The organism is Planomonospora sp. ID82291, assembly GCF_015711645.1.
Lineage (GTDB): Bacteria > Actinomycetota > Actinomycetes > Streptosporangiales > Streptosporangiaceae > Planomonospora.
Genome location: NZ_JABTEX010000002.1, coordinates 1713792 through 1733149 on the forward strand (window position 1 = coordinate 1713792; position 19358 = coordinate 1733149).

Annotated in this window: 17 protein-coding genes; 10 read left to right on the forward strand and 7 right to left on the reverse strand. The window is 73.2% G+C overall.

The features are described 5' to 3' along the window. Nucleotides 1–252: 252 nt before the first annotated feature. Nucleotides 253–717: an ATP-binding protein gene (locus HS045_RS18620; RefSeq protein ID WP_196452576.1), complete on the reverse strand. Its 465-nt coding sequence runs from the start codon at nt 715–717 to the stop codon at nt 253–255. A gap of 126 nt (nt 718–843) precedes the next feature. Between HS045_RS18620 and HS045_RS18625 the strand changes: the two genes are divergently transcribed. Both HS045_RS18625 and HS045_RS18630 read left to right on the forward strand, forming a co-directional pair. Next, nucleotides 844–1677: a helix-turn-helix transcriptional regulator gene (locus HS045_RS18625; protein ID WP_196452577.1), complete on the forward strand. Its 834-nt coding sequence runs from the start codon at nt 844–846 to the stop codon at nt 1675–1677. Beyond that, nucleotides 1662–1865 carry a DUF397 domain-containing protein gene (locus HS045_RS18630; RefSeq protein WP_196452578.1) on the forward strand — a complete coding sequence of 68 codons (204 nt, stop codon included), beginning with the start codon at nt 1662–1664 and terminating at the stop codon, nt 1863–1865. The genes HS045_RS18625 and HS045_RS18630 overlap by 16 nt, the downstream gene beginning before the upstream one ends. Nucleotides 1866–1894: 29 nt before the next feature. Here HS045_RS18630 and HS045_RS18635 read toward each other — a convergent pair whose 3' ends face one another. Together HS045_RS18635 and HS045_RS18640 are read right to left on the reverse strand one after the other, a co-directional pair. Next, complete coding sequence (locus tag HS045_RS18635; RefSeq protein WP_196452579.1) at nt 1895–2296, reverse strand: hypothetical protein; 402 nt, start codon at nt 2294–2296, stop codon at nt 1895–1897. Further along, nucleotides 2293–2715 (reverse strand): toll/interleukin-1 receptor domain-containing protein, encoded by a 423-nt coding sequence (locus tag HS045_RS18640; protein ID WP_196452580.1) that lies wholly within the window; start codon nt 2713–2715, stop codon nt 2293–2295. The genes HS045_RS18635 and HS045_RS18640 overlap by 4 nt, the downstream gene beginning before the upstream one ends. 232 nt (nt 2716–2947) lie before the next feature. Between HS045_RS18640 and HS045_RS18645 the strand changes: the two genes are divergently transcribed. After that, the gene (locus tag HS045_RS18645; RefSeq protein WP_255531821.1) at nt 2948–7072 is read left to right on the forward strand and encodes a tetratricopeptide repeat protein; all 4125 of its coding nucleotides are present in this window, start codon (nt 2948–2950) and stop codon (nt 7070–7072) included. Between the two features lie 96 nt (nt 7073–7168). Here the strand turns inward: HS045_RS18645 and HS045_RS18650 are convergent, their stop codons facing one another. Next, complete coding sequence (locus tag HS045_RS18650; RefSeq protein ID WP_196452582.1) at nt 7169–7534, reverse strand: DUF2267 domain-containing protein; 366 nt, start codon at nt 7532–7534, stop codon at nt 7169–7171. 99 nt (nt 7535–7633) lie between these two features. Then, complete coding sequence (locus tag HS045_RS18655) at nt 7634–9100, reverse strand: UvrD-helicase domain-containing protein (RefSeq protein WP_196452583.1); 1467 nt, start codon at nt 9098–9100, stop codon at nt 7634–7636. Between the two features lie 173 nt (nt 9101–9273). Here HS045_RS18655 and HS045_RS18660 point away from each other — a divergent pair, with 173 nt between their 5' ends. From HS045_RS18660 to trpS, 4 genes are all read left to right on the forward strand, one after another. Continuing rightward, nucleotides 9274–11484, forward strand: a complete 2211-nt coding sequence (locus HS045_RS18660) for a DUF6421 family protein (RefSeq protein ID WP_307827584.1) — start codon at nt 9274–9276, stop codon at nt 11482–11484. Then, the gene (locus HS045_RS18665) at nt 11481–12119 is read left to right on the forward strand and encodes an SDR family NAD(P)-dependent oxidoreductase (RefSeq protein ID WP_196452584.1); all 639 of its coding nucleotides are present in this window, start codon (nt 11481–11483) and stop codon (nt 12117–12119) included. Before HS045_RS18660 ends, HS045_RS18665 begins: the two co-directional genes overlap by 4 nt. 155 nt (nt 12120–12274) lie before the next feature. Continuing rightward, nucleotides 12275–13327, forward strand: coding sequence for a low specificity L-threonine aldolase (locus tag HS045_RS18670; RefSeq protein ID WP_196452871.1), 1053 nt, complete (start codon nt 12275–12277; stop codon nt 13325–13327). 155 nt (nt 13328–13482) lie between these two features. Further along, entirely contained in the window at nt 13483–14448 is a 966-nt protein-coding gene (gene trpS / locus HS045_RS18675) for a tryptophan--tRNA ligase (RefSeq protein WP_196452585.1), read from the forward strand. A gap of 163 nt (nt 14449–14611) precedes the next feature. Here the strand turns inward: trpS and HS045_RS18680 are convergent, their stop codons facing one another. Together HS045_RS18680 and HS045_RS18685 are read right to left on the reverse strand one after the other, a co-directional pair. Continuing rightward, entirely contained in the window at nt 14612–14911 is a 300-nt protein-coding gene (locus tag HS045_RS18680; RefSeq protein ID WP_196452586.1) for a DUF3467 domain-containing protein, read from the reverse strand. 97 nt (nt 14912–15008) lie between these two features. Further along, the gene (locus HS045_RS18685; protein ID WP_196452587.1) at nt 15009–15659 is read right to left on the reverse strand and encodes a DUF305 domain-containing protein; all 651 of its coding nucleotides are present in this window, start codon (nt 15657–15659) and stop codon (nt 15009–15011) included. Between the two features lie 121 nt (nt 15660–15780). Here HS045_RS18685 and HS045_RS18690 point away from each other — a divergent pair, with 121 nt between their 5' ends. The 3 genes from HS045_RS18690 to HS045_RS18700 all read left to right on the forward strand — a co-directional run bounded on the left by HS045_RS18690 (nt 15781) and on the right by HS045_RS18700 (nt 19277). Continuing rightward, nucleotides 15781–16482, forward strand: a complete 702-nt coding sequence (locus tag HS045_RS18690) for a DUF3105 domain-containing protein (protein WP_196452588.1) — start codon at nt 15781–15783, stop codon at nt 16480–16482. A gap of 238 nt (nt 16483–16720) precedes the next feature. Continuing rightward, entirely contained in the window at nt 16721–17941 is a 1221-nt protein-coding gene (locus tag HS045_RS18695; protein WP_196450359.1) for an IS110 family transposase, read from the forward strand. Nucleotides 17942–18251: 310 nt separating this feature from the next. Next, the gene (locus HS045_RS18700) at nt 18252–19277 is read left to right on the forward strand and encodes a TerC/Alx family metal homeostasis membrane protein (RefSeq protein ID WP_196452589.1); all 1026 of its coding nucleotides are present in this window, start codon (nt 18252–18254) and stop codon (nt 19275–19277) included. The last annotated feature ends 81 nt before the right edge of the window (nt 19278–19358 follow it).

Genomic DNA, 19358 nt, shown 5'->3' on the forward strand with positions numbered 1-19358 from the left:
GCGTTCCTTTCCCGGGGCGCGGGACCGGCGTTTCCCGGTTCCCGGTTTCCGGTTCCCGGTTTCCGGTTTCCGGGAGGTCCTCTCCGCGGATCGCCCCGTCGTGGAGGCCTCCGTCCGCCGGTCCGCCGGCGGGCAGGTCGAAAAGGCCTTTCTCGGCGGCGGTGAGAAAGGCCCGCCAGGCGTCGAAGCCGAAGAGGACGCCCTGCTGCTCGGGATCGCGGATCCGGACGCCGCCGGGGACGAAGGACACGATCACCCGCACGGCCGCACCGGAGGGCCGGGGCGGGCGCCGAGGACGCACCACACGGTACGGCCCGCACCCGCGTGGTGGCGGACGCCCCAGCGCCCTCCGGACAGCTCGCGCACGATCACCAGGCCCCGGCCCCGCTCCCGGTCGTCCGGTACGGCCTCGCGCACACGGGGCTCTGAACCCTCGCCGCCCGGATCGGTGACCTCGACGCAGAGCAGGCCGCCCGTCCGGGTGAGGGTCAGCAGGGCCAGGCCGTCCGGCCGGCCGCGACCGGCGTGCAGGGCCGCGTTGGCGACCAGTTCGGAGGCCGCCAGCCGTACGTCCTCGTAGTGCGGGTGGTCCGCGCCGAGCCATTCCCTTATCCGGGACCTGGCCCGTGAGGCGGATTCGAGGTCGAGTTTCAGATAGGTCTCCCCGAGGAATTCCGATTCGAGGTCCCGGGGCGCCGCCGCTGGATTCACATTCACCTGCCGTCGTTTTCCGGATCGCTCCGCCGAGCGTCGCATCCGGTGGCTACAGTCGGTGCCGGAACGACCGCGCCACCTGTTCATCGGTTCTTGTGAAATCCCCGTTGAAAATCCCGGGAGGCTCCCGTGCCGAGACCCCGCCCGCTCGACCCGAGCACGTCGCCGACCGCCCTGTTCGGCTACGAGCTGCGCAGGCACCGGCAGGAGGCGGGGCTCTCGCAGGCGAAGCTGGCCGGCCGGGCGGGGTACGCCCTGGGCACGATCTCCATGGCGGAGACCGGACGGCGGCCCCCGACGGAGGACTTCGCCCGGCGCTGCGACGAGGTGCTGGGCGCGGACGGCGCGCTGATCCGGATCAAGGAGATGATCGACAACCTGGCCTCCCGGCTCCCGGCCTGGTTCCGGCCGTGGGTGGAGATCGAACAGGCCGCCGAGAGCCTCCGCACATGGGAACCGCTCATCGTTCCGGGTCTGCTCCAGACCGCCGACTACGCCCGGGCGCTCTTCACCGGAGAACCGCGTTCCTCGGCGGAAGGTGTGGAGAAGGACGTGGCCGCCCGGCTGGAGCGCCAGCGCATCCTGGAGCGTGAGGAGCCGCCCATGCTCTGGGCGGTCATCGACGAGGGGGTGATCCACCGCCGTATCGGCGACGAGACGGTCATGGCGGCGCAGCTCGACCACCTGCTGGAGACGGCCCGCCTGCCGCACGTCACCGTCCAAGTGCTGCCCTCCGACGCGGGCAGCACCGTCGGGCTGAGGGGTGCCTTCGTCGTTGCGCAGGTCCGGGGCCTCGCCAATACTGTCTACCTGGAGACGGCCGGTCAGGGGCAGGTCACCGACCGGCCGGACGACGTGGCCGACATCGTGATCACATACGAGGCGATCCGGACCGAGGCGCTTCCGCAGCGGGCGTCGCTGAAGCTGATCGAGGAGATGAGGGACCGGTGGACCAGGAGCTGAACGAGGCCGTCTGGGTGAAGTCGCCGTTCTCCGGCGGCAACGGCGGCAACTGCGTGGAGATCGCCAAGCTCTCCGGCGGCCGGGTCGGCGTCCGCGACAGCAAGGACCCGTCCGGCCCGTCGCTGGTGTTCACCCCGGGGGAGTGGGCCGCCTTCACCCGCTGGCTCCGCACCGACGACACGGTCTGACCCGGGCAGGGCGACCTCTCGCGGGGGACTCACCCGCCGCTCTGGTCAAGCCGGCCGATGACGGTGTCGACGTCCCAGCTCCACGCCCCCAGGTGTGCACCGCTCGCATACCCGGTCCGTCGCCTCAAGCGCCCGGTCCAGGTCACCGCTTCGGCCAGGGCCGCGTCCAGGCCCGCCGTACCGGCCGACCGCAGCCAGGCCTCCGGATCGGGGATGCCGCGCCGGTCCAGCAGGTCCTCCAGGCGGTCGCGGACGTCGTGGAAGCGGGCCTCGCCTCCGCGCAGCAGCGCGTCCAGGTACTCCAGAGTCCGGGGATGGCCGCCGACGTCCGTCCAGGCCCGCTGCCGGTCGGCGAGCCGGCGGGCCCAGCCGGCGTCCTGCGGGGCGTGGGAGACGAACGCGTCGCCCGCCGGCCGCCCCGCGCCGCTCACGACGCCCGCCGTACGGCCTCGGCGATCTCGTCCACCCGCTCGTCGAAGACCTCGTCGGTCGCGTCCCGCAGGTCGCTGTGGAACCGGATCTTCATGAACTCCGGGATTTCTCCGTCGTCGATGTCCGAAATGAGGACGGGGATGAGGAGCCGTCCATCGCTCATGCTCCGCTGGAGCAGGGCGTGGTACTCGTTCAGCACCGGCCCGCTGGCCATCGAGGCCGGGCTCATCACGAGCAGGCCGTGCGCGGAGCCGCGGATGGCCTGGTCGATCTCGTGGAAGATGATCGACCCCGGCCGGACGACCACCTTGTCGTAGGCCACCCGCAGGCCGCGCGCCTCCAGTCGTCCGGCGAGGTTCGCGACCAGCTCGGCATCCGTGTGGGAGTAGGAGACGAAGACGTCGTAGTCCGTGCTCACCGGGAGGTCACCTCCGGAGGGGGTCGGTCCCGGCGGAGGGAGGGGCGGCGTCCCCGGGTCTTGCGGACGACGGCCGGCCGGGCGCAGCGGACGCCCGTAACGGCGACGAGAAGGCCGGCGACGGCGACGGCCGGCTCCGCGAGGTCCATGAAGGTCAGATTACGTCGCCGACCGTTTCCATGGCTTTCCGTACCGGGAAATGGTGAACTTCCCGGTACGGACGGGAGGGCGGATGACCGCAGTGATCAATGACATTTACGATGTATTCGTAGTTCATGCCCGAAATGATTTGGAATGGGCTAAACGGCTGCAGGCGCGGCTGGAGACGGACGGATTCCGGGCGGCACTGGAGGATTACCTGCCCGGCGACATCATGGTGCACAGGATCGAGGAGCTGATCCGCGCCTCCAAGCACTGCCTCTTCGTCCACAGCCGCGCGATCGAGAACGACCCGGCGAGCGCCGACAAGTACGCGGCGCTGCTCACCCGGCGCCGGTTCGTCCCGGTCCTGCTCGACGACGTCGAGCTGGGCCCCTTCGCGGCGTCGCGGCACCCGCTGGACTTCCGGGGCGAGGACCAGGACACGCCGTACGGCGAGCTGCTCCGCCTCCTGAACGGGGGCGGCCCCGGCGCCGAACCGCTCGCCCCCTACCGGACGCACCGGCTCGAAGGCCCCCGGGAGGCGCTGCTCCGCATCGGCAGGGACGCCGTCGTCTTCGAACCGGACGGCCCGTCCCGGCGGCCGGGACCGCACGGCGGGGGCACCGATGCCGGGACGCGCCACCGGCCGCACCCGATCACCCCCACGCTGGAGGAGCGGCTCTGGCGGCTCGACCGCGCCCGGGAACGGCGCGGGGGGACGCTCACCAAGGACGGCGCCGCGACCGGGCGGCGGGGCGCGGCGCTGGAGGCCCGGCTCCATGACGTCGGGACGGCTCTGGGGGAGATCTTCCTCGACGGCGCCGCCGGGCAGGCGCTGACCCGGGCGCTGGCGGAGGCCGAGGCGGAGAACCGCACGCTCCGCCTCGGCCTCCAGGTGGACGACGACCTCGCCGGGCTGCCGTGGGAGACGCTGGTCCCGCCCGGGCGGGAGCCGCTGGCGCTCCACCCGCACGTGGAGCTGTTCCGGCACCTCCCGGCGTCAGGACGGCCGACCGCGATGGACATCCGCGCCCCGCTGCGGATCCTGGCCGTGGTCGCGGCGCCCGGAGCCCCGCCCGGCGCGGAGACGGCGCAGGCGAGCCCGCTGCTCGACCTGGAGGCGGAGCTGCGGGTCATCCTCGACTCGGTGGAGGAGGCCCGGCGGCACGCGGCGGCCCACGTGCGGATCCTCAACGAGGGCACGCTCCAGGCGGTCGAGGACGCCCTGAAGCAGGAGCGCTTCCACGTCCTGCACATCTCCTGCCACGCCGGGCCGGACGCGCTCCTGCTGGAGGACGAGCGGGGCGGGCCCGACCGGGTGACGGCCGCCCGGCTGGCCGCGGCGATCCCCCGGGACCGCGGTGTGCCGCTGGTCGTGCTCTCCGGCTGCTCCACCGCCCTGGACGGGCCGGACGCGGAGGGCGGGGCCCGCGCCGGGCTGGCACGGGGGCTCTCCGCGGCCGGGGTCCCGGCGGTGCTGGCGATGACCGCGCCGGTCACCGACCGGTACGCGACCCTGCTCAGCGGCGCCCTCTACCGGGAGCTGGCCGTACGGTCCCGGCCCGAGGCGCCGACCGCGCTCGCGGAGGCCCGCCGGAAGGTGGAGGAGCGGCGCCGCCGGGCGGACGGCCGGGAGGCGGAGCTGGTGGAGTGGGCCACCCCGGCGCTCTTCCTGCGCGGGCCGTCGATCCCGCTCTACGACGTCACCGCCGGAGTGGACCCGCACGTCAGGCCCGCGAAGGCCGCCTCCCTCGCCCCCGGCGTGGCGGTCAGGGCCGTCGGCGACTTCGTCGGCCGCCGCGCCGAGCTGCGCGTCCTGCGCGCCGGACTCCGGAAGCGGCCCGGCGTGGTGCTGCACGGCATCGGCGGGGTCGGCAAGAGCAGCCTGGCCGCCGAGCTGCTCGGCCGCCTCGGCCCCGAAGCCGGTCTCGTGGTCTCGATCGTCGGCCGGACCGGCCCCGATCAGATCCTGGCCGCCGTGGCCGACCGGATCCTGGCCGTCACGCTCCGGGCGGGCGCGGAGGCCGATGACCTCCGCCAGGTGGCCTTGGGGCTGCGGGAGCCGCGATATCCCTGGTCCCTGCGGCTGGAGGCCCTGGCCGGGGTGCTCGCCGACGCGTCCGCGGCCTTGGCCCGGAAACTCGGGCTCTCCCGGGTGACCTTGTTACTGGACAACTTCGAGGACAACCTCGACCGTGCGGCGGACCTGCCCTTCGTTGACCAGGAGCTGCCGGGCTTCCTCGCCGCCTGGCTCCGGGCAGGACGGCTCCTCGTCACCAGTCGTCACCCCTTCACCCTGCCCGGCGGCGCGGACGACCTGCTCCACGTCCACCACCTCGGCCCCCTCTCCCTGGCCGAGGCCCGGAAGCTGATGTGGCGCCTGCCCGGACTGAACGGGCTCCCGGTGGCGGACCGGCAGCGGGCCTGGACGGACGTCGGCGGCCATCCCCGGACTCTGGAGTACCTGGACGCGCTGCTCCGCGGCGGCCGGGCCCGCTTCCACGACGTCCGCGACCGCCTGGAGGACCTGCTGGACCGGCGCGGCATCCCCGATCCGGAGGCCTGGCTGCGGTCGGCCGGTACGGCGGGCCTGGACGCGGCCCTGGCCGAAGCGGTGACCCTGGCGGTCGACGACACGCTCCTGCTGGAGCTGCTCGGCCTGCTGGACGACTCCGCCCGGCAGGTGCTGGTCGGGGCGTCGGTGTACCGGGTCCCGGTGGACCGGACCGGCCTCGTCTGGCAGTCCGGCACCCCGCTCCCGCCGGACCCGCGGCAGGGGGAGCGGGTGGCCCGGCTGACCGCGCTGGTGGAGCGGGCCGACCGGGCCGACCTCGCCGCGGAGCCGGAGGGCGGGGGACCGCGGCCGGAGGGCGGAGGCCTGCGGCCGGAGGAGTGGCTGCGGATGCTCGCAGACGTGCTGGCTCTGGCGGCTCCGCCGGTGGCCGACCCCCCGGAGCTGGACGGCGCGATCGACGCGTTGACCCGGCTGGGACTGCTGGCCCCCGGCCGGGACGGGGAGGGGGACCGGGTGTTCTCGGTGCACCGGTGGACGGCCGTGGCGCTGGCCCGCCCGCAGATCACCGCCCCGGACCGGCTCGCCGCCGCGCACGCCGCCGCGGCGCGCTGGTGGCTCCGGCCGCGCACCAGGCCGCGAAGCCCGCAGCAGGAGGTGGCGGAGCTGATCGAGGCGCGCTTCCACTACCAGGCCGCCGGCGACCTGGAGCAGGCGCTGGGGGCGACGGACCGGGTGTGCCGGCTGCTGCACACCCGGGGGGCGTGGGGCTGGGAGGAGCAGCTGCACCGGGAGGCGCTGGAGTGGACGGCGGTCGGCGGCCCGGACCGGGCCGCGGTCCTCCAGCGGATCGGCACCGTCGCCCACAAGCGCGGGGAGTACGACCGGGCGCGGGAGTACTACCGGCGGGCGCTGGAGACGTACCGGGAACTGGACGACCGCTCCGGAACGGCCGGCGTCTACCAGCAGTTCGGCGCCCTCGCCCAGGACCGGGAGGAGTACGCCGAGGCGCTGCGGTGGTTCATGGAGTCCCGGGCGCTGCACGAAGAGTGCGGCGATCTGGCCGGGGTGGCCCAGGTCAGCCACAACATCGGCGTCATCGCCTACCGGCAGGGGGACTACGACGAGGCTCTGCGCTGGTGCGAGAGGGCGCTGGACCTCAAGAAGGAGATCGGCGACCGTCCGGGCACGGCCACCGGCTACGTGCAGCTCGGCGGCATCGCCCACGAGCAGGGCAGGGACGACGACGCCCGGCGGTGGTACGAGCGGGCGCTGGGGATTCTGGAGGATCTCGGCGACCGCTCCGTCACGGCCAAGGTCCGCCACAATCTCGGCGTCATCGCGCACCGGCGGGGCGAGCACGACGAGGCTCTGCGGTGGTATCGGGAATCGCTGCGCACCAACGAGGAGATCGGCGACCGGGCCGGCGAGGCGGAGGACTGCCGCGGCATCAGCGTGCTGTTCAGCGAGGCCGGCAGGGTGGCCGACGCCGTCCCCTACAGCGTCCGGAGCCTGCTCCTCTACGGCGGGCTCCGGTCTCCCGAGGCCGGGGCGAGCCTGCGCTGGCTCGGCGCGCAGAGGGCCTTCCTGGGCGCGGAGGGGTTCCGCGAGGTCCTGGCCGGATGCGTCGGCGCCGAGATCCTCCAGCAGATCATCGAGGCCCTCGACGGCGAGCCGGGGGAGCCGGCGTACGGGGATCGGTGAGCCGGTGCCGGCGTCCGGCAGGCTCCGCCCGGGGGGCCGCCGAGTCCGGGGGCCGGGGTCCGCAGGCCGGGGATCCGCGGACGCCGGCCCGCGCCGTCAGAGCACCTCCGCGAACTCCCTCGGCAGTCCGGAGAGCACGTCGTCGAGCTCGCCGGGCGCGGTGGCCAGGCGCAGCGCGGAGAAGACCGCGTGCACGTCCTCCCTGACCTCGGAGACGTCCGCGCCCGAGCGGTCGCTGACCCGCCGGACGAATTCGTCGAGCCCGAAGTCGTCGGGGGTCTCGCGGTCCGAGAGCAGCAGATCCTGCATCGGTTCGGGAAGCTGGGACGCCAGGTCGTCGGCCTCCTCGGGGGTCAGGCGCTCGGCCAGCGTCTCCAGCGTGGCCTGGGTCAGGATCTCCGCCTGGTCCTGGGTCAGCCCCGACTCGTTGCAGACCACCCTGATGAATTCGCCCTCGTTCATGGTGTTTTCTCCCCTCCTGTTCGGTTCGGAGGCGTGCCCGGTCCCCGCGGGGCCAAACGATCCTTGACCAAGCCCTGAACCGGTCCCGCGATCCGGACCTCAGGGGGCGGCGGGCAGGAAGGGGCTCGGCTCGCCGGTGCAGGAGACGTACAGGCGGTCGCGGGCCCGGGTGCAGGCGACGAAGAGCAGGCTGCGCTCGCGCTGCAGGTCCAGCGCGCGGGTGAGCGGGTCCTCGTCCTCGGCGGTCAGCACGGACGGGTGCGGGAGCAGCCCGGCCGAGGCGCCGATGACCGCGACGCAGCGGAACTCCAGGCCCTTGGCCTTGTGCATCAGGCCGACCTGCACGATGTCGCGCTCGTCGCCGCCGCCCAGGAACGCCGTGGGCACGCCCGCGGCGGTCAGCGTCTCGCGCGCCGCCCGGGCCATGCCGAAGAACCGGGTGATCACCGCGATCGCGGAGGGCTCCACGCCGGCGTCCAGCCAGGCGCGGACCTGACCGGTGAGCGCGGCGAGTTCGGCGGCGGCGTCGGCGGCCCGCAGCACCGTCGGCCGTTCCCCCCGGACGGGGGAGCGGTAGCCGTCCAGGTCGTCGTCGATCCCGTCGAGGCCCGCCGCGGGCGCGCCGCCCAGGATCGGCACGGCCCAGTCGAGGATCTCCTGCGTGGTCCGGTAGCCGATCCGCACCCGGTGGCTGCGCCCCCGCACCTCGACGCCCAGCGACGACAGCGAGACCCGGTGGTCGTGGATCCGCTGGTGCGGGTCGCCGGTCAGGAACAGGTCGTCGGGACCGGGCGCCACCGCCGCGCGCAGCAGCCGCCACTGCGCCGGGTGCAGGTCCTGCGCCTCGTCGACCACCACGTGCCGGTACGGCGCCGCCGCCTGCTCCCGCAGCAGCCGGGCCGCCTCGCCGGCCAGCTGCAGATAGGTCCAGCGACCCGCCGCCCGCAGCCGGCCGGCCTCCTCGGCGATCGCCCGCCAGACGGCCGCCCGCCGCCCGCGGGGCAGCCGGGTCCCCCGGCCGGGGCGCGCGCAGGCGAGGTAGCCCTCCTCGTCGCGGATGTCCTGCGCCAGGACGACCTGCTCCCACTCGCGCAGCAGGAAGCCGCCGCCGTACGGGAGGTCCGAGCGCCGCGCCGCCGCGTCCCAGGCCCGTTCGAGGTCGTGCCGGGCGACCGTCTGGGGGTAGAGGCCGAGCGCGCCGCGGACGGTCCGGATGGCCAGCCGGTCGATCCCGGAGACCTCGACGCGCCGGTAGGCCCGCTCGTCGCCGATGAGCACGGCGAGCTGGCGGTCGAGCGCCTCGGCGAGGTTGCGGGCGTAGGTGGTCAGCAGCACCGTCCCGCCGGTCTCGCCGGCGGCGAGGCGGTGCGCGAGGTGGGCGGCCCGGTGCAGGGCGATGGTCGTCTTGCCGGTTCCGGGACCGCCCGAGACCTGGGCCGGTCCCGAGTAGGACGGGCGGTAGGCGATCCGGTGCTGGTCGGGGTGGAGGAAGGTGCGCCAGACCACGAACGGGTGGGAGCGTGCGCCGCGCAGGTCGTCCGGCCCGGCCGTCGTGGAGGTGCTCACGCGCGGGTGCACCCCTCCGTGTCGCCGGCCTGTGTCACCGGCCCGTGTCGCCGGGCGGGTCCCACCGGGTCCGCATCCCCGTAGATCCTCTGCAGAGGATAGGGGACATGTCGATATTCGGGCAAGATGTGTATATTTTCCTCGAATATGACCGGGCGACAGGAGGATTTTCCGTGAGGGCATTCCCGCGGGTGCTGTTCGACGAGGCACACAGCGAGTCGTGGACCATCCGGCGGGAGGTGGCCGAGGCGATGAACCCGGGCCATCCGGACGACAACGGCTACGCCCGCGCCGCCGACCTGCTCCGCCGCCTGGGCCACACCGTCACCGCGCACACCGGGAGCGCCACCGGGAGCGCGGACGGGGGCGCCGCCGGAAGCGCGGACGGGGGCACGCCCGGGAACCCCGCGGGGAACACGGGCGGGAACACGGGCGGGGACGCCGGGGCGATCACCCCGGCCGTCCTCGCCGACACCGACGTGCTCGTGATCGCCCACCCCTCGGCCGACCGCTGGGAGCGCACCACCGGCCTGGGCAGCCCGGTCTTCCGCGCCGAGGAGATCGACGCGATCGCGACCCACGTCGCCTCGGGCGGCGGCCTCGTCGTGCTGGCCGAGTGCGAGCAGGACAAGTACGGCAGCAACCTCGCCGACCTCCTCGACGTCTTCGGCGTCCGGGTCGAGCACACCACCGTGCAGGACCCCCGCAACGCCCACAACGGCGTGGCCTCCTGGGTGATGGGCGTGCCCGGCGCGACCGGCGGGGAGGACCTGCTGGCCGGGGCCCGCCGCGCCTGCTTCTACCGCGCCGGCGTGCTGACCCCGAGCCCCGAGCTCGCCCCCGCCGACGTCACCGTGCTCTTCTCGACCTCCCCGACCGCCGACCCCGCCGGCCGCCCGCTCGCGCTGGCCGTACGGCACGGCAGGGGGCGCGTCGTCGTGGTCGCCGACTCCGACCTGTTCGGTGACGACTCGATCGGCGAGTACGACCACGCCGCGCTCTGGGGCAACCTCGTCACCTGGGCCGCCCGCGCCCCCGAGCGCGCCGAGCGGGCCGAGCGCGCCGAGCGGGCCGAGCGGGCCGACGGCGGGGCCCGGACCGCCTTCGCCGCCCTCAAGGCCGCCGTCGAGCGGCTCCAGCCGCTGCAGGCGAAGGACGGCTCGATCGAGGGGGACCGCGACCTGGCCGTCGCCCTGATCTCCGAGATCGTCGACCGCGTCGCCGAGCTGGCGCCGCGCTTCCCGCACGACGCGGCCTACCTCGACGCGGTCGTCGCGGACTTCCGCAAATGGGTCGCGCAGGGCCTCGGCGTCCCCGACTTCCTCGACTCGCTCGACGCCTTCCACCCCGACGCCCAGCGGATCGACGGCCTGGAGCACCTCGTCGTCTTCCCGATGTACACGCAGAACGGCAGCGCCCGCCGGCACGTCGAGGCCGTCTGGATCCGCACCGTCTGGCCGGGATGGCTCGCCGAGCTGGAGTCCTCCCGCTACGACAACCCGATGTTCGTGCCGGTCGCCTTCGAGGACTTCACCTCTGGCTACGACACCGACTCCGCGGTGCTCTTCCCGGAGTCCGTCGCGGTCCGCGCGACCCCGGCCCGCTTCACCTGGGGCGCGATCTTCTGCGACCGCGAGGCCGCCCGCTTCCGCCGGGTGGGCCGGGCCGCCGCCGACACGCTCAAGCTGGCCCTGCCGCCGGACGCGGCCCGGCTGCTGGAGTCGCAGGAACTGGCCCAGGACACCTTCGTGCTCTGGGACCTGATCCACGACCGCACGCACAGCCACGGCGACCTGCCGTTCGACCCGTTCATGATCAAGCAGCGCATGCCGTACTGGCTCTACTCCCTGGAGGAGCTGCGCTGCGACCTGACCGCGTTCGGCGAGGCGGTGCGGCTGGAGGCCGAGGGCGTGCCGCACGCCCGCTACGTCCAGTACGCCATCCTGTTCGACCGGCTGTTCCGCTTCCCGATCACCGGTGACCGGGTCCGCAACTACGACGGCCTCGGCGGTCAGCTGCTCTTCGCCTACCTGCACCGCACCGACGTCGTGCGGTGGACCGACAACCGGCTCAGCGTCGACTGGTCCCGGCTCGCCGGCGGCGTCGCCGACCTGCGCGGCGAGGTGGAGAAGCTCTACCGCGACGGCATCGACCGCGCCAAGCTCGCCCACTGGCTGGCCGCGCACGAACTGGTGGCGGCCTACGTCGAGCCGCACCCGGCCTCGGTCTGGGCCAAGGGCGTCGAAGCGCTGCCCACCGAGGGCTTCCCCAAGGCCGTGGTGGACGCGGTGCTGCCCGACGAGTTCCCGCTGAGCATGTTCTACGAGGCCCTGCGCCGTAAGCTCGGCGAGGTCGTCGACTCCACGAAGGGGATCCGAGCATGATCATCGTCATCGCGGGCGCGGCGGGCCCCGCGGGCCAGGCCGCCGTCCGCCGCTTCACCGCCCAGGGCCACACCGTCATCGGCGTCGACAAGTCCGGCGCCGACGGCACGCTCCCCGTCGACCTCCTCGACTTCGACGCGGTCACGAAGCTGGCCGCGGACGTCCGGGCCGAGCACGGCCGCGTCGACGGCCTTCTCCACCTGGTCGGCGGCTGGCGCGGGTCGACGACCTTCGCCGAGACGCGGCTGGAGGACTGGGCGCTCCTGCACGACCTGCTGGTGCGCACCCTCCAGCACGTCACCCTGGCCTTCGAGCCGCTGCTCAAGGAGAGCGGGCGGGGCCGGTTCGCGATCGTCTCCGCCAAGGCCGCCGAGAAGCCCACCCAGGGCAACGCGGCGTACGGCGCCGCCAAGGCCGCCGCCGAGGCGTGGACGCTCGCCTTCGCCGACGCACTGGAGGGGACCGGCGCGACCGCGAACGTCCTGGTCGTCAAGGCGCTCGTGCACGAGGGCATGCGCGCGGCGAGCCCGGAGAAGACGTTCCCCGGGTTCACCGACGTCGACGACCTCGCCGCGGCGATCGCGGGTCTGTGGGACACCGAGGCCAACGGCACCCGAATGGACCTGACGACGTGACGGACGCAGCGACCGGAAGCCCGTACACCGCGGACGCCGTGAGCGCCGTGGACGCGGTGGGCGCGGTGGGCGCGGTGGGCGCCGCGGGCAGGGCGCACGCGGCGTCCGCCGCCGGAACCGCGCCGGCCGGCGGGCGGACCGCGCCGACCGCCGCCGTGCGCCGGCACGACCCGGCGGTGAAGGGCTTCGCCAGCGACAACTACGCCGGCGTCCACCCGGAGATCCTCGCCGCGATCGCGCTCGCCAACGGCGGGCACCAGACCGCCTACGGCGACGACGTCTACACCGAGGCGCTGCAGGAGGTCTTCCGCGCCCACTTCGGCCCGGCCGCCCAGGCCTGGCCGGTGTTCAACGGCACCGGCGCCAACGTGGTCGCGCTGCGCGCGATGACCGCGCACTGGGAGGCCGTGGTCTGCGCCGAGTCGGCGCACATCCACACCGACGAGGGCGGCGCGCCGGAGCGTACGGCCGGGCTCAAGCTGCTGCCCGTGGCCGCCCCGGACGGCAAGCTCACCCCCGAGCTGGTCGACCGGCAGGCCTGGGGCTTCGGCGACGAGCACCGCGCCCAGCCGAAGGTCGTCTCGATCACGCAGACGACCGAGCTGGGCACGCTCTACACGCCGGAGGAGATCAGGGCGGTCTGCGAGCACGCCCACGGGCTCGGCATGCTCGTCCACCTCGACGGCGCCCGGATCACCAACGCCGCCGCCGCGCTGGACGTGCCGCTGCGCGCGTTCACCGCGGACGCCGGGGTGGACGTGCTCTCCTTCGGCGGGACCAAGGCCGGGATGATGTTCGGCGAGGCCGTCGTGGTGCTGAACCCGGACGCCGTGCGCGGCCTGCGCTACCTGCGCAAGAGCGCGATGCAGCTGGCCTCCAAGATGCGGTTCGTCTCGGTGCAGTTCGAGGCGCTGCTCGCCGGGGACCTGTGGCTGCGCAACGCCCGCACCGCCAACGCGATGGCCCGGCGGCTCGCCGACGCCGTCCGGGACCTGCCCGGGGTGGAGATCCCCCGCCCGGTCGAGGCCAACGCGGTCTTCGCGATCCTGCCGCGGGACGCCACCGAGCGGCTGCAGAAGCGCTTCCGCTTCTACACCTGGAACGAGGCCGTCGGCGAGGTCCGCTGGATGACCGCGTTCGACACCACCGAGGCCGACGTCGACGCCTTCGCCGCCGCCGTCGCCGAGGAGGTAGGGTTTCCGGCATGAGCCACCGCAGCCTGGGTCTGTGGCGGGCCGCCCTCCGGCGGACCCGCTAGCCAGCCCCGACTGCGCACGCGAAAACGGCCGCCGTTCACCGGCGGCCGTTTCCTTCTCCCCGCGGCCGGTGGTCCGGCGGCCCCTCACCGAGAAGGGGACCCACCATGACCAAGCGCGTCTTCTCCGCGTTCAAGCCGACCGGCCGGCTGACGCTCGGCAACTACCTCGGCGCGATCCTGCCCGCCGTACGCCTGCAGGACGAGGCCGACTGCGTCTACGCCGTCGCCGACCTGCACGCCCTGACGATCAGACACGACCCCGGGCGGCTGCGGGCCCGCACCCGGGAGGCGGCGACCCTGCTGCTCGCCTGCGGCCTGGACCGCTCCGGGGTCTACGTCCAGTCGCGGGTGCCGGCCCACACGGAGCTGGCCTACCTGCTGGAGAGCACCGCCCACTACGGCGAGATGCACCGGATGATCCAGTTCAAGGAGAAGTCGGCGGGCCGGGAGGAGGTGCGCCTGTCCCTGCTGACCTACCCCGCGCTGATGGCCGCCGACATCCTGCTGCACCGGGCGGACCTCGTCCCGGTGGGGGAGGACCAGCGCCAGCACGTCGAGCTCACCCGGGACCTGGCCCTGCGCTTCAACCACCTGTACGGCGAGACCTTCACCGTCCCCGAGGCCGTGCACCCGCGCCTGGCCGCCCGCGTCATGGACCTGGCCGAGCCGACCGCCAAGATGGGCAAGTCCGAGGGCTCCGACGCGGGGACGGTCCACCTGCTGGACGAGCCGGCCGACGTCCGGCGCAAGATCATGCGGGCGGTCACCGACTCGGGGACGGAGGTCCGCCACGACCCGGCGGCCAAGCCGGGGGTGTCGAACCTGCTCACCCTGCTCGCCGCCTGCACCGGGCGTCCGGTCGAGTCGTTCTCGTACGCGTCGTACGGCGCGCTCAAGAAGGACGCGGCCGAGGCGGTCACCGAGACGCTGGCCCCGGTCCGGCGGCGGTTCGACGCGCTCTCGGCCGATCCGGCGGAACTCGACCGGCTCCTGGAGCGGCACGCCGCCCGGGCTGCCGAGCGCGCCGGAGAGGTCATGACGGCCGCCCGCCGGGCGATCGGCCTGACCTGAGGCCGCGTCCCCGCGCCCGGCCTGACCTGAGGCGGCGCCCCCGCGCCCGGCCCGGGCCGTCCCCGGCGCCGGGCGATCGGTCCGGCCTGAGGCCGCGCCCCCGCGCCCGGCCCCGGGTCGTCCCCCGGGCGCGGGTCGTTGCGGGTGCGGGCGGGCCGCGCGGTCAGTGCTTGTGGCCCGTCTCCTGCTCGTACTGGGTGAGCTGCTGCTCCAGGGCCTTCATCAGCTCGAACACCTGGCTCGGGGGGATGCGGATCCGGCTGACGATCCGGGTCGGCACGCTGACGAAGTGCTGGCCCGACGAAGGGTCGTTGGCCAGCTGGGGCGGTCGGGTGATCACCGCGAAGTCCAGGACGAAGCCATCCTGGGTGTGCCACACCGAGGCGAAGTTGGCGTACTGCCCCATCTCGACCTCGGCGGAGATGCTCACCTCCAGGCGGTTCTCCGGCTCGTCGTTCACCACTTAAGTCTCCTCCGGCCAGATCGGTTCCGCCATGCCGCCCCGGCCGGGGACCGGCCGCGCGGGGAACGCGCTGACGCTGTTCACCTGTGTGTCTGACTCATTGCCGTATGGACGGCAGCGGCTGGGCACCCCGCTGCTTCAGCATGTCCGTCATCAGTTTGATCTCTCCGGCCTGCGTGTTCACGATGTGCCGCGCCATCGTGACCACCTCGTCACGATCGGAGAGCTTCAGCAGGGCCTCCGCCATCTGCACGCCGCCCTCGTGGTGGCGGATCATGAGCTGGAGGAACAGGACCTCCTGCTCCCGGCCGGTCGTCTTGCGGAGCCGGTCGAGCTCCGCCGCGCTCGCCATGCCGGGCATGGCGGCCGGGGCTCCGGGCGTGCCGCCGTGGCCGTGGCCGGCCATCCAGGCCATCGACGGCCGCTCGGTCGCCTGGCCGAGCTCCCACTGCTGCAGCCAGCCCATGAACATGCCGCGCTGGGCGGTCTGCGTGACGATGATGTCGTAGGCGAGCAGGCGGAGCGCGTCGTCGGAGCCGCCGTCCCTGGCGATGAACGACATCTCCACCGCCTGGGCGTGGTGGGAGGCCATGTCGCGGGCGAACCCGGCCTCGGCGGAGGCGTCGGTCGGCTCGCCCGTCCGGCCCAGGACGATCACCGCCACCGCGAGCGCGGCCAGGCAGGCCAGGGCCGCGGCGACCACCAGGCGCCGCCGGGAGTGCGGAGTGCTGTCGACGGGGTTTTCCATTGTCCGCCAAGCCTACTCACCCCGGCTGACTCCGCGTTGTCACGTCCTTCGCATTCCTTATTCTCCACATACGCCACTAGGGCATAAGGTGACCCGGAGCCGGTTGGCGGGTGGAGGATCGATGTCGAAGGACAAGGCGCAGGCGCGGCGGGACACCCTCGCCAGGATGCGCGCGGAGCAGAAGGCCAAGGAGCGCAGGACCGCTCTGATGATGTGGGGCGGCGGAGGACTCGTCATCGTCCTGCTCGTCGGAGTGGTCGGCTTCTACCTGGTCGACCGGGCGGCCAAGACCTCGCTGGACGCGGTCACCAGCGCCAAGTACCCCGGCAGCCTCCACGTCCCGACCAAGGTGGCCTACAAGGAGAACCCGCCGATGGGCGGGGAGCACCACACGGCCTGGCAGAACTGCGGCATCTACGACGCGCCGATCAACAACGAGAACGCCGTGCACTCGATGGAGCACGGCGCCGTGTGGATCACCTACCGGCCGGACCTGCCCAAGGACCAGGTGGACATCCTCAAGGAGCTGGCCTCCAAGGACTACATGCTGCTGAGCCCGTACCCCGGGCTGCCCGCCGAGGTCGTGGTCAGCTCCTGGAACCGGCAGCTCAAGCTGGACGGCGCGGACGACCCGCGGCTGCCCAAGTTCATCGCCAAGTTCAAGCAGGGGCCTGAGACGCCCGAGCTGGGCGCCTCCTGCGACAGCCCGGTGACCACCACCACGGCCGAGCAGCCGATCCCGACGGCCGCCCCGAGCTCCTCGGCGACGCCGCAGGGGGAGCCGGCCGCGACCCCGTCGCCGAGCGCCACGCCCACCTCCTAATGGGAACTACCGGGTCCGCCTCACTGGCAGACTCGATGCCTGGTAGCCGCTGGTGAGTGAGCACTCTCGCCTCCTGGACCGTGAGTCCTAGGGTCAGATCGTGCCCTCGCCGGTGGTCAGGGGTCTTGATCGCTGATGGGATGTCGTGCCCCCCGCGGGTTGGGGTGAGCACTGGTCCATTAGGTCGCCGACCGGCTCCTGCGGGCTGCTGAAACCGGTGTCGATCACGGAGGTTCGAATGCTGTTCGTCGGAGATGACTGGGCTGAGGATCACCACGATGTGGAGGTCCAGGACGAGCAGGGCCGGGTGTTGAAGCGGGTCCGGTTGCCCGAGGGGATGGCCGGGATGTCCCGCTTCCACGAGCTGGTGGGCCGGTTCGTGCCGGAGGACGGCGAGCCGGCGCAGGTGCTGGTGTGCATCGAGGTCGATCGGGGCCCGTGGGTGCGGGCGCTGCGGGCGGCGGGATACCGGGTGTTCGGGGTGGACCCCAAGCAGGCCGCCCGGCACCGGGAGATCCTCGGCTCGTCGGGGGCCAAGAGCGACAAGGGCGACGCGCACGCGCTGGCCGACATGATCCGTACCCGCCGTAACCAGCTGCGGGAGGTCGCCGGCGACTCCGAGGTCGCCGAGGCGGTCAAGGTCGTCACCCGCGCCCATCAGACGCTGTTGTGGGAACGCACCCGCCACATGCTCCGGCTGCGGGTGGCGTTGCGGGACTACTTCCCCGCCGCTCTGGAGGCCTACAAGCCCCTCGGCCTGACCTCGGATGCTGCGCTGAAACTCCTGGTCAAGGCCCCCACTCCGGCGACAGCGGCGAAGCTCACCGCCGTCCAGATCGCTGCCGCGCTGAAGGGGCGGCGGGATATCCCGGCCAAGGCCGAGACGATCAAGCAGGTGCTGCGGTCCGAGCAACTGGGCCAGGCCGATCTGGTCACCGCTGCCTACGCCTCGACCGTGCGGGCACTGGCCGCGGTCATCGCCACCCTCAACACGGAGATCAAGACCCTGGAAGACGAGGTCGAGGCGCATTTTGGCCGGCACCCGGACGCTGAGGTCATCCTCAGTCAGCCCGGCATCGGCGTCGTTCTCGGCGCCCGGGTGCTCGCCGAGTTCGGAGACGCTCCCGGGCGTTATGCCAGCGCGAAGGCACGCAAGAACTATGCCGGTACCTCGCCGGTCACCCGGCAGTCCGGTAAGACGCGGACCGTTCACGCCCGGTTCGTCCACAACGATCGGCTCGTCGACGCCCTGCACCTGCAAGCCTCCTGCGCCCTCCTGCACGACGTGGACGCCCGCGCCTACTACGACCAGATCAGAGCCCGCGACGTCAGCCACAACGCCGCCCTGCGCCAGGTCGGCAACCGCCTCGTCGGCATCCTCCACGGCTGCCTCAAGAACCACACCCTCTACGACCGGGCGACCGCCTGGTCACACCGCAACCACGACCTCGCCGCTTGACATCCAAGCTCCAGGGATGTCTGACCCCGGGCGGTCCCGGGGGCCCGCTGACCCCGGGGGCCCGCTGACCCCGGGCGGTCCCGGGGGCCCGGCCCTCTGCCCGGGCGGCCCAGCTCCCGACCGGGACCGCCGCCGGACGACCGGCCCCCGCGTTGACAACCCTCCGGCGTGCTTTAGCCTGGTGGGCGAGGGGAGTACTTCCCAAGCGCCGGTCCGGTCAGTACGGATGCCCCAGAGCATCCTCGGACGGCCGCCCGCCCCAGGCGGGTGAAGGAGACCTCGAACGATTCCGCACGTTCGAGGAGACTCCATGCCCGCTGAGGCAGGCCTGCTCGCAGCCGATCTTCAGACGATCGGCTCGCCGGGGATGTGGACGATCAGTGTCGTCGTCCTGCTGTTGCTGCTCGCTCTCGACTCCCTGCTGACCCGGCGCCCGCACGAGGTGCGGATGCGCGAGGCGGTGGGCTGGTCGCTCTTCTACCTGGCGCTGCCCCTCGTCTTCGGCGTCTACCTCTGGCTCAGCCACGGCTCCACCGTGTCGGTGGAGTTCTTCACCGGCTACGTGGTGGAGAAGTCGCTGTCGGTGGACAACCTGTTCGTCTTCATGCTGCTGCTGGCCGCCTTCGCGGTCCCGACCGCCCTGGCCCAGCGGGTCCTGCTCTACGGCATCATCGGGGCGCTGGTGCTGCGCGTGATCTTCATCGCGCTCGGGGCGGCCGTCCTGCAGAGCGGCACCTGGGCGTTCCTGCTCTTCGGCGGGGTGCTGATCGTCACCGCGGTGAAGATCCTCAGGGACGCGCTGGGCGGGCACGAGCAGGAGGTCGACATCTCCTCCATGCGCACGGTCCGGCTGCTGCGGCGCTTCATGCCGGTCACCAACGACTACCGGGGCTTCCGCATGGTGGTCCGCGAGGGAGGCCGCCGCGCCCTCACCCCGCTCGCGCTGGCGGTCGTGGCCGTCTTCGCCACCGACATCGTCTTCGCCGTCGACTCGGTGCCCGCGGTGTACGGCGTGACGGAGGACCCGTACATCGTCTTCGCCACGAACGCCTTCGCCCTGCTGGGGTTGCGGGCGCTCTACTTCGTCCTGCAGGGCGTCCTGACGAAGCTGCGGCACCTCAACCACGGGCTGAGCGTCATCCTGGCCTTCATCGGGGTCAAGCTCGTCCTGCACTGGGCGCACGGCATCTGGACGTGGCTCCCGGAGATCCCCACCCCGGTCTCGCTGGCGGTCATCATCGGCGTCCTGGCCACGGTCACGGCCACGAGCGTGTACGCCAACCGCCGCGACGAGCGCCGCGACCCGGACGCGCTGTCCGCACCCGCCGGACGCTGACCCCGCCCGCGGGCCGTACGGAGGCCCGCTCCGGGTCCGGGGTCCGGTTCCCGGCCCCGCCCCGCGGGAACCGCCGCCTCG

Bases quoted from the DNA above. Each gene is read 5' to 3' on its own strand.
- HS045_RS18650 (WP_196452582.1), bottom strand. From the start codon at position 7,534: ATGAACGAGGGCGAATTCATCAGGGTGGTCTGCAACGAGTCGGGGCTG.
- HS045_RS18700 (WP_196452589.1), top strand. From the start codon at position 18,252: ATGCCCGCTGAGGCAGGCCTGCTCGCAGCCGATCTTCAGACGATCGGC.
- HS045_RS18690 (WP_196452588.1), top strand. From the start codon at position 15,781: ATGTCGAAGGACAAGGCGCAGGCGCGGCGGGACACCCTCGCCAGGATG.
- trpS (WP_196452585.1), top strand. From the start codon at position 13,483: ATGACCAAGCGCGTCTTCTCCGCGTTCAAGCCGACCGGCCGGCTGACG.
- HS045_RS18665 (WP_196452584.1), top strand. From the start codon at position 11,481: ATGATCATCGTCATCGCGGGCGCGGCGGGCCCCGCGGGCCAGGCCGCC.
- HS045_RS18685 (WP_196452587.1), bottom strand. From the start codon at position 15,659: ATGGAAAACCCCGTCGACAGCACTCCGCACTCCCGGCGGCGCCTGGTG.
- HS045_RS18645 (WP_255531821.1), top strand. From the start codon at position 2,948: ATGACCGCAGTGATCAATGACATTTACGATGTATTCGTAGTTCATGCC.
- HS045_RS18695 (WP_196450359.1), top strand. From the start codon at position 16,721: ATGCTGTTCGTCGGAGATGACTGGGCTGAGGATCACCACGATGTGGAG.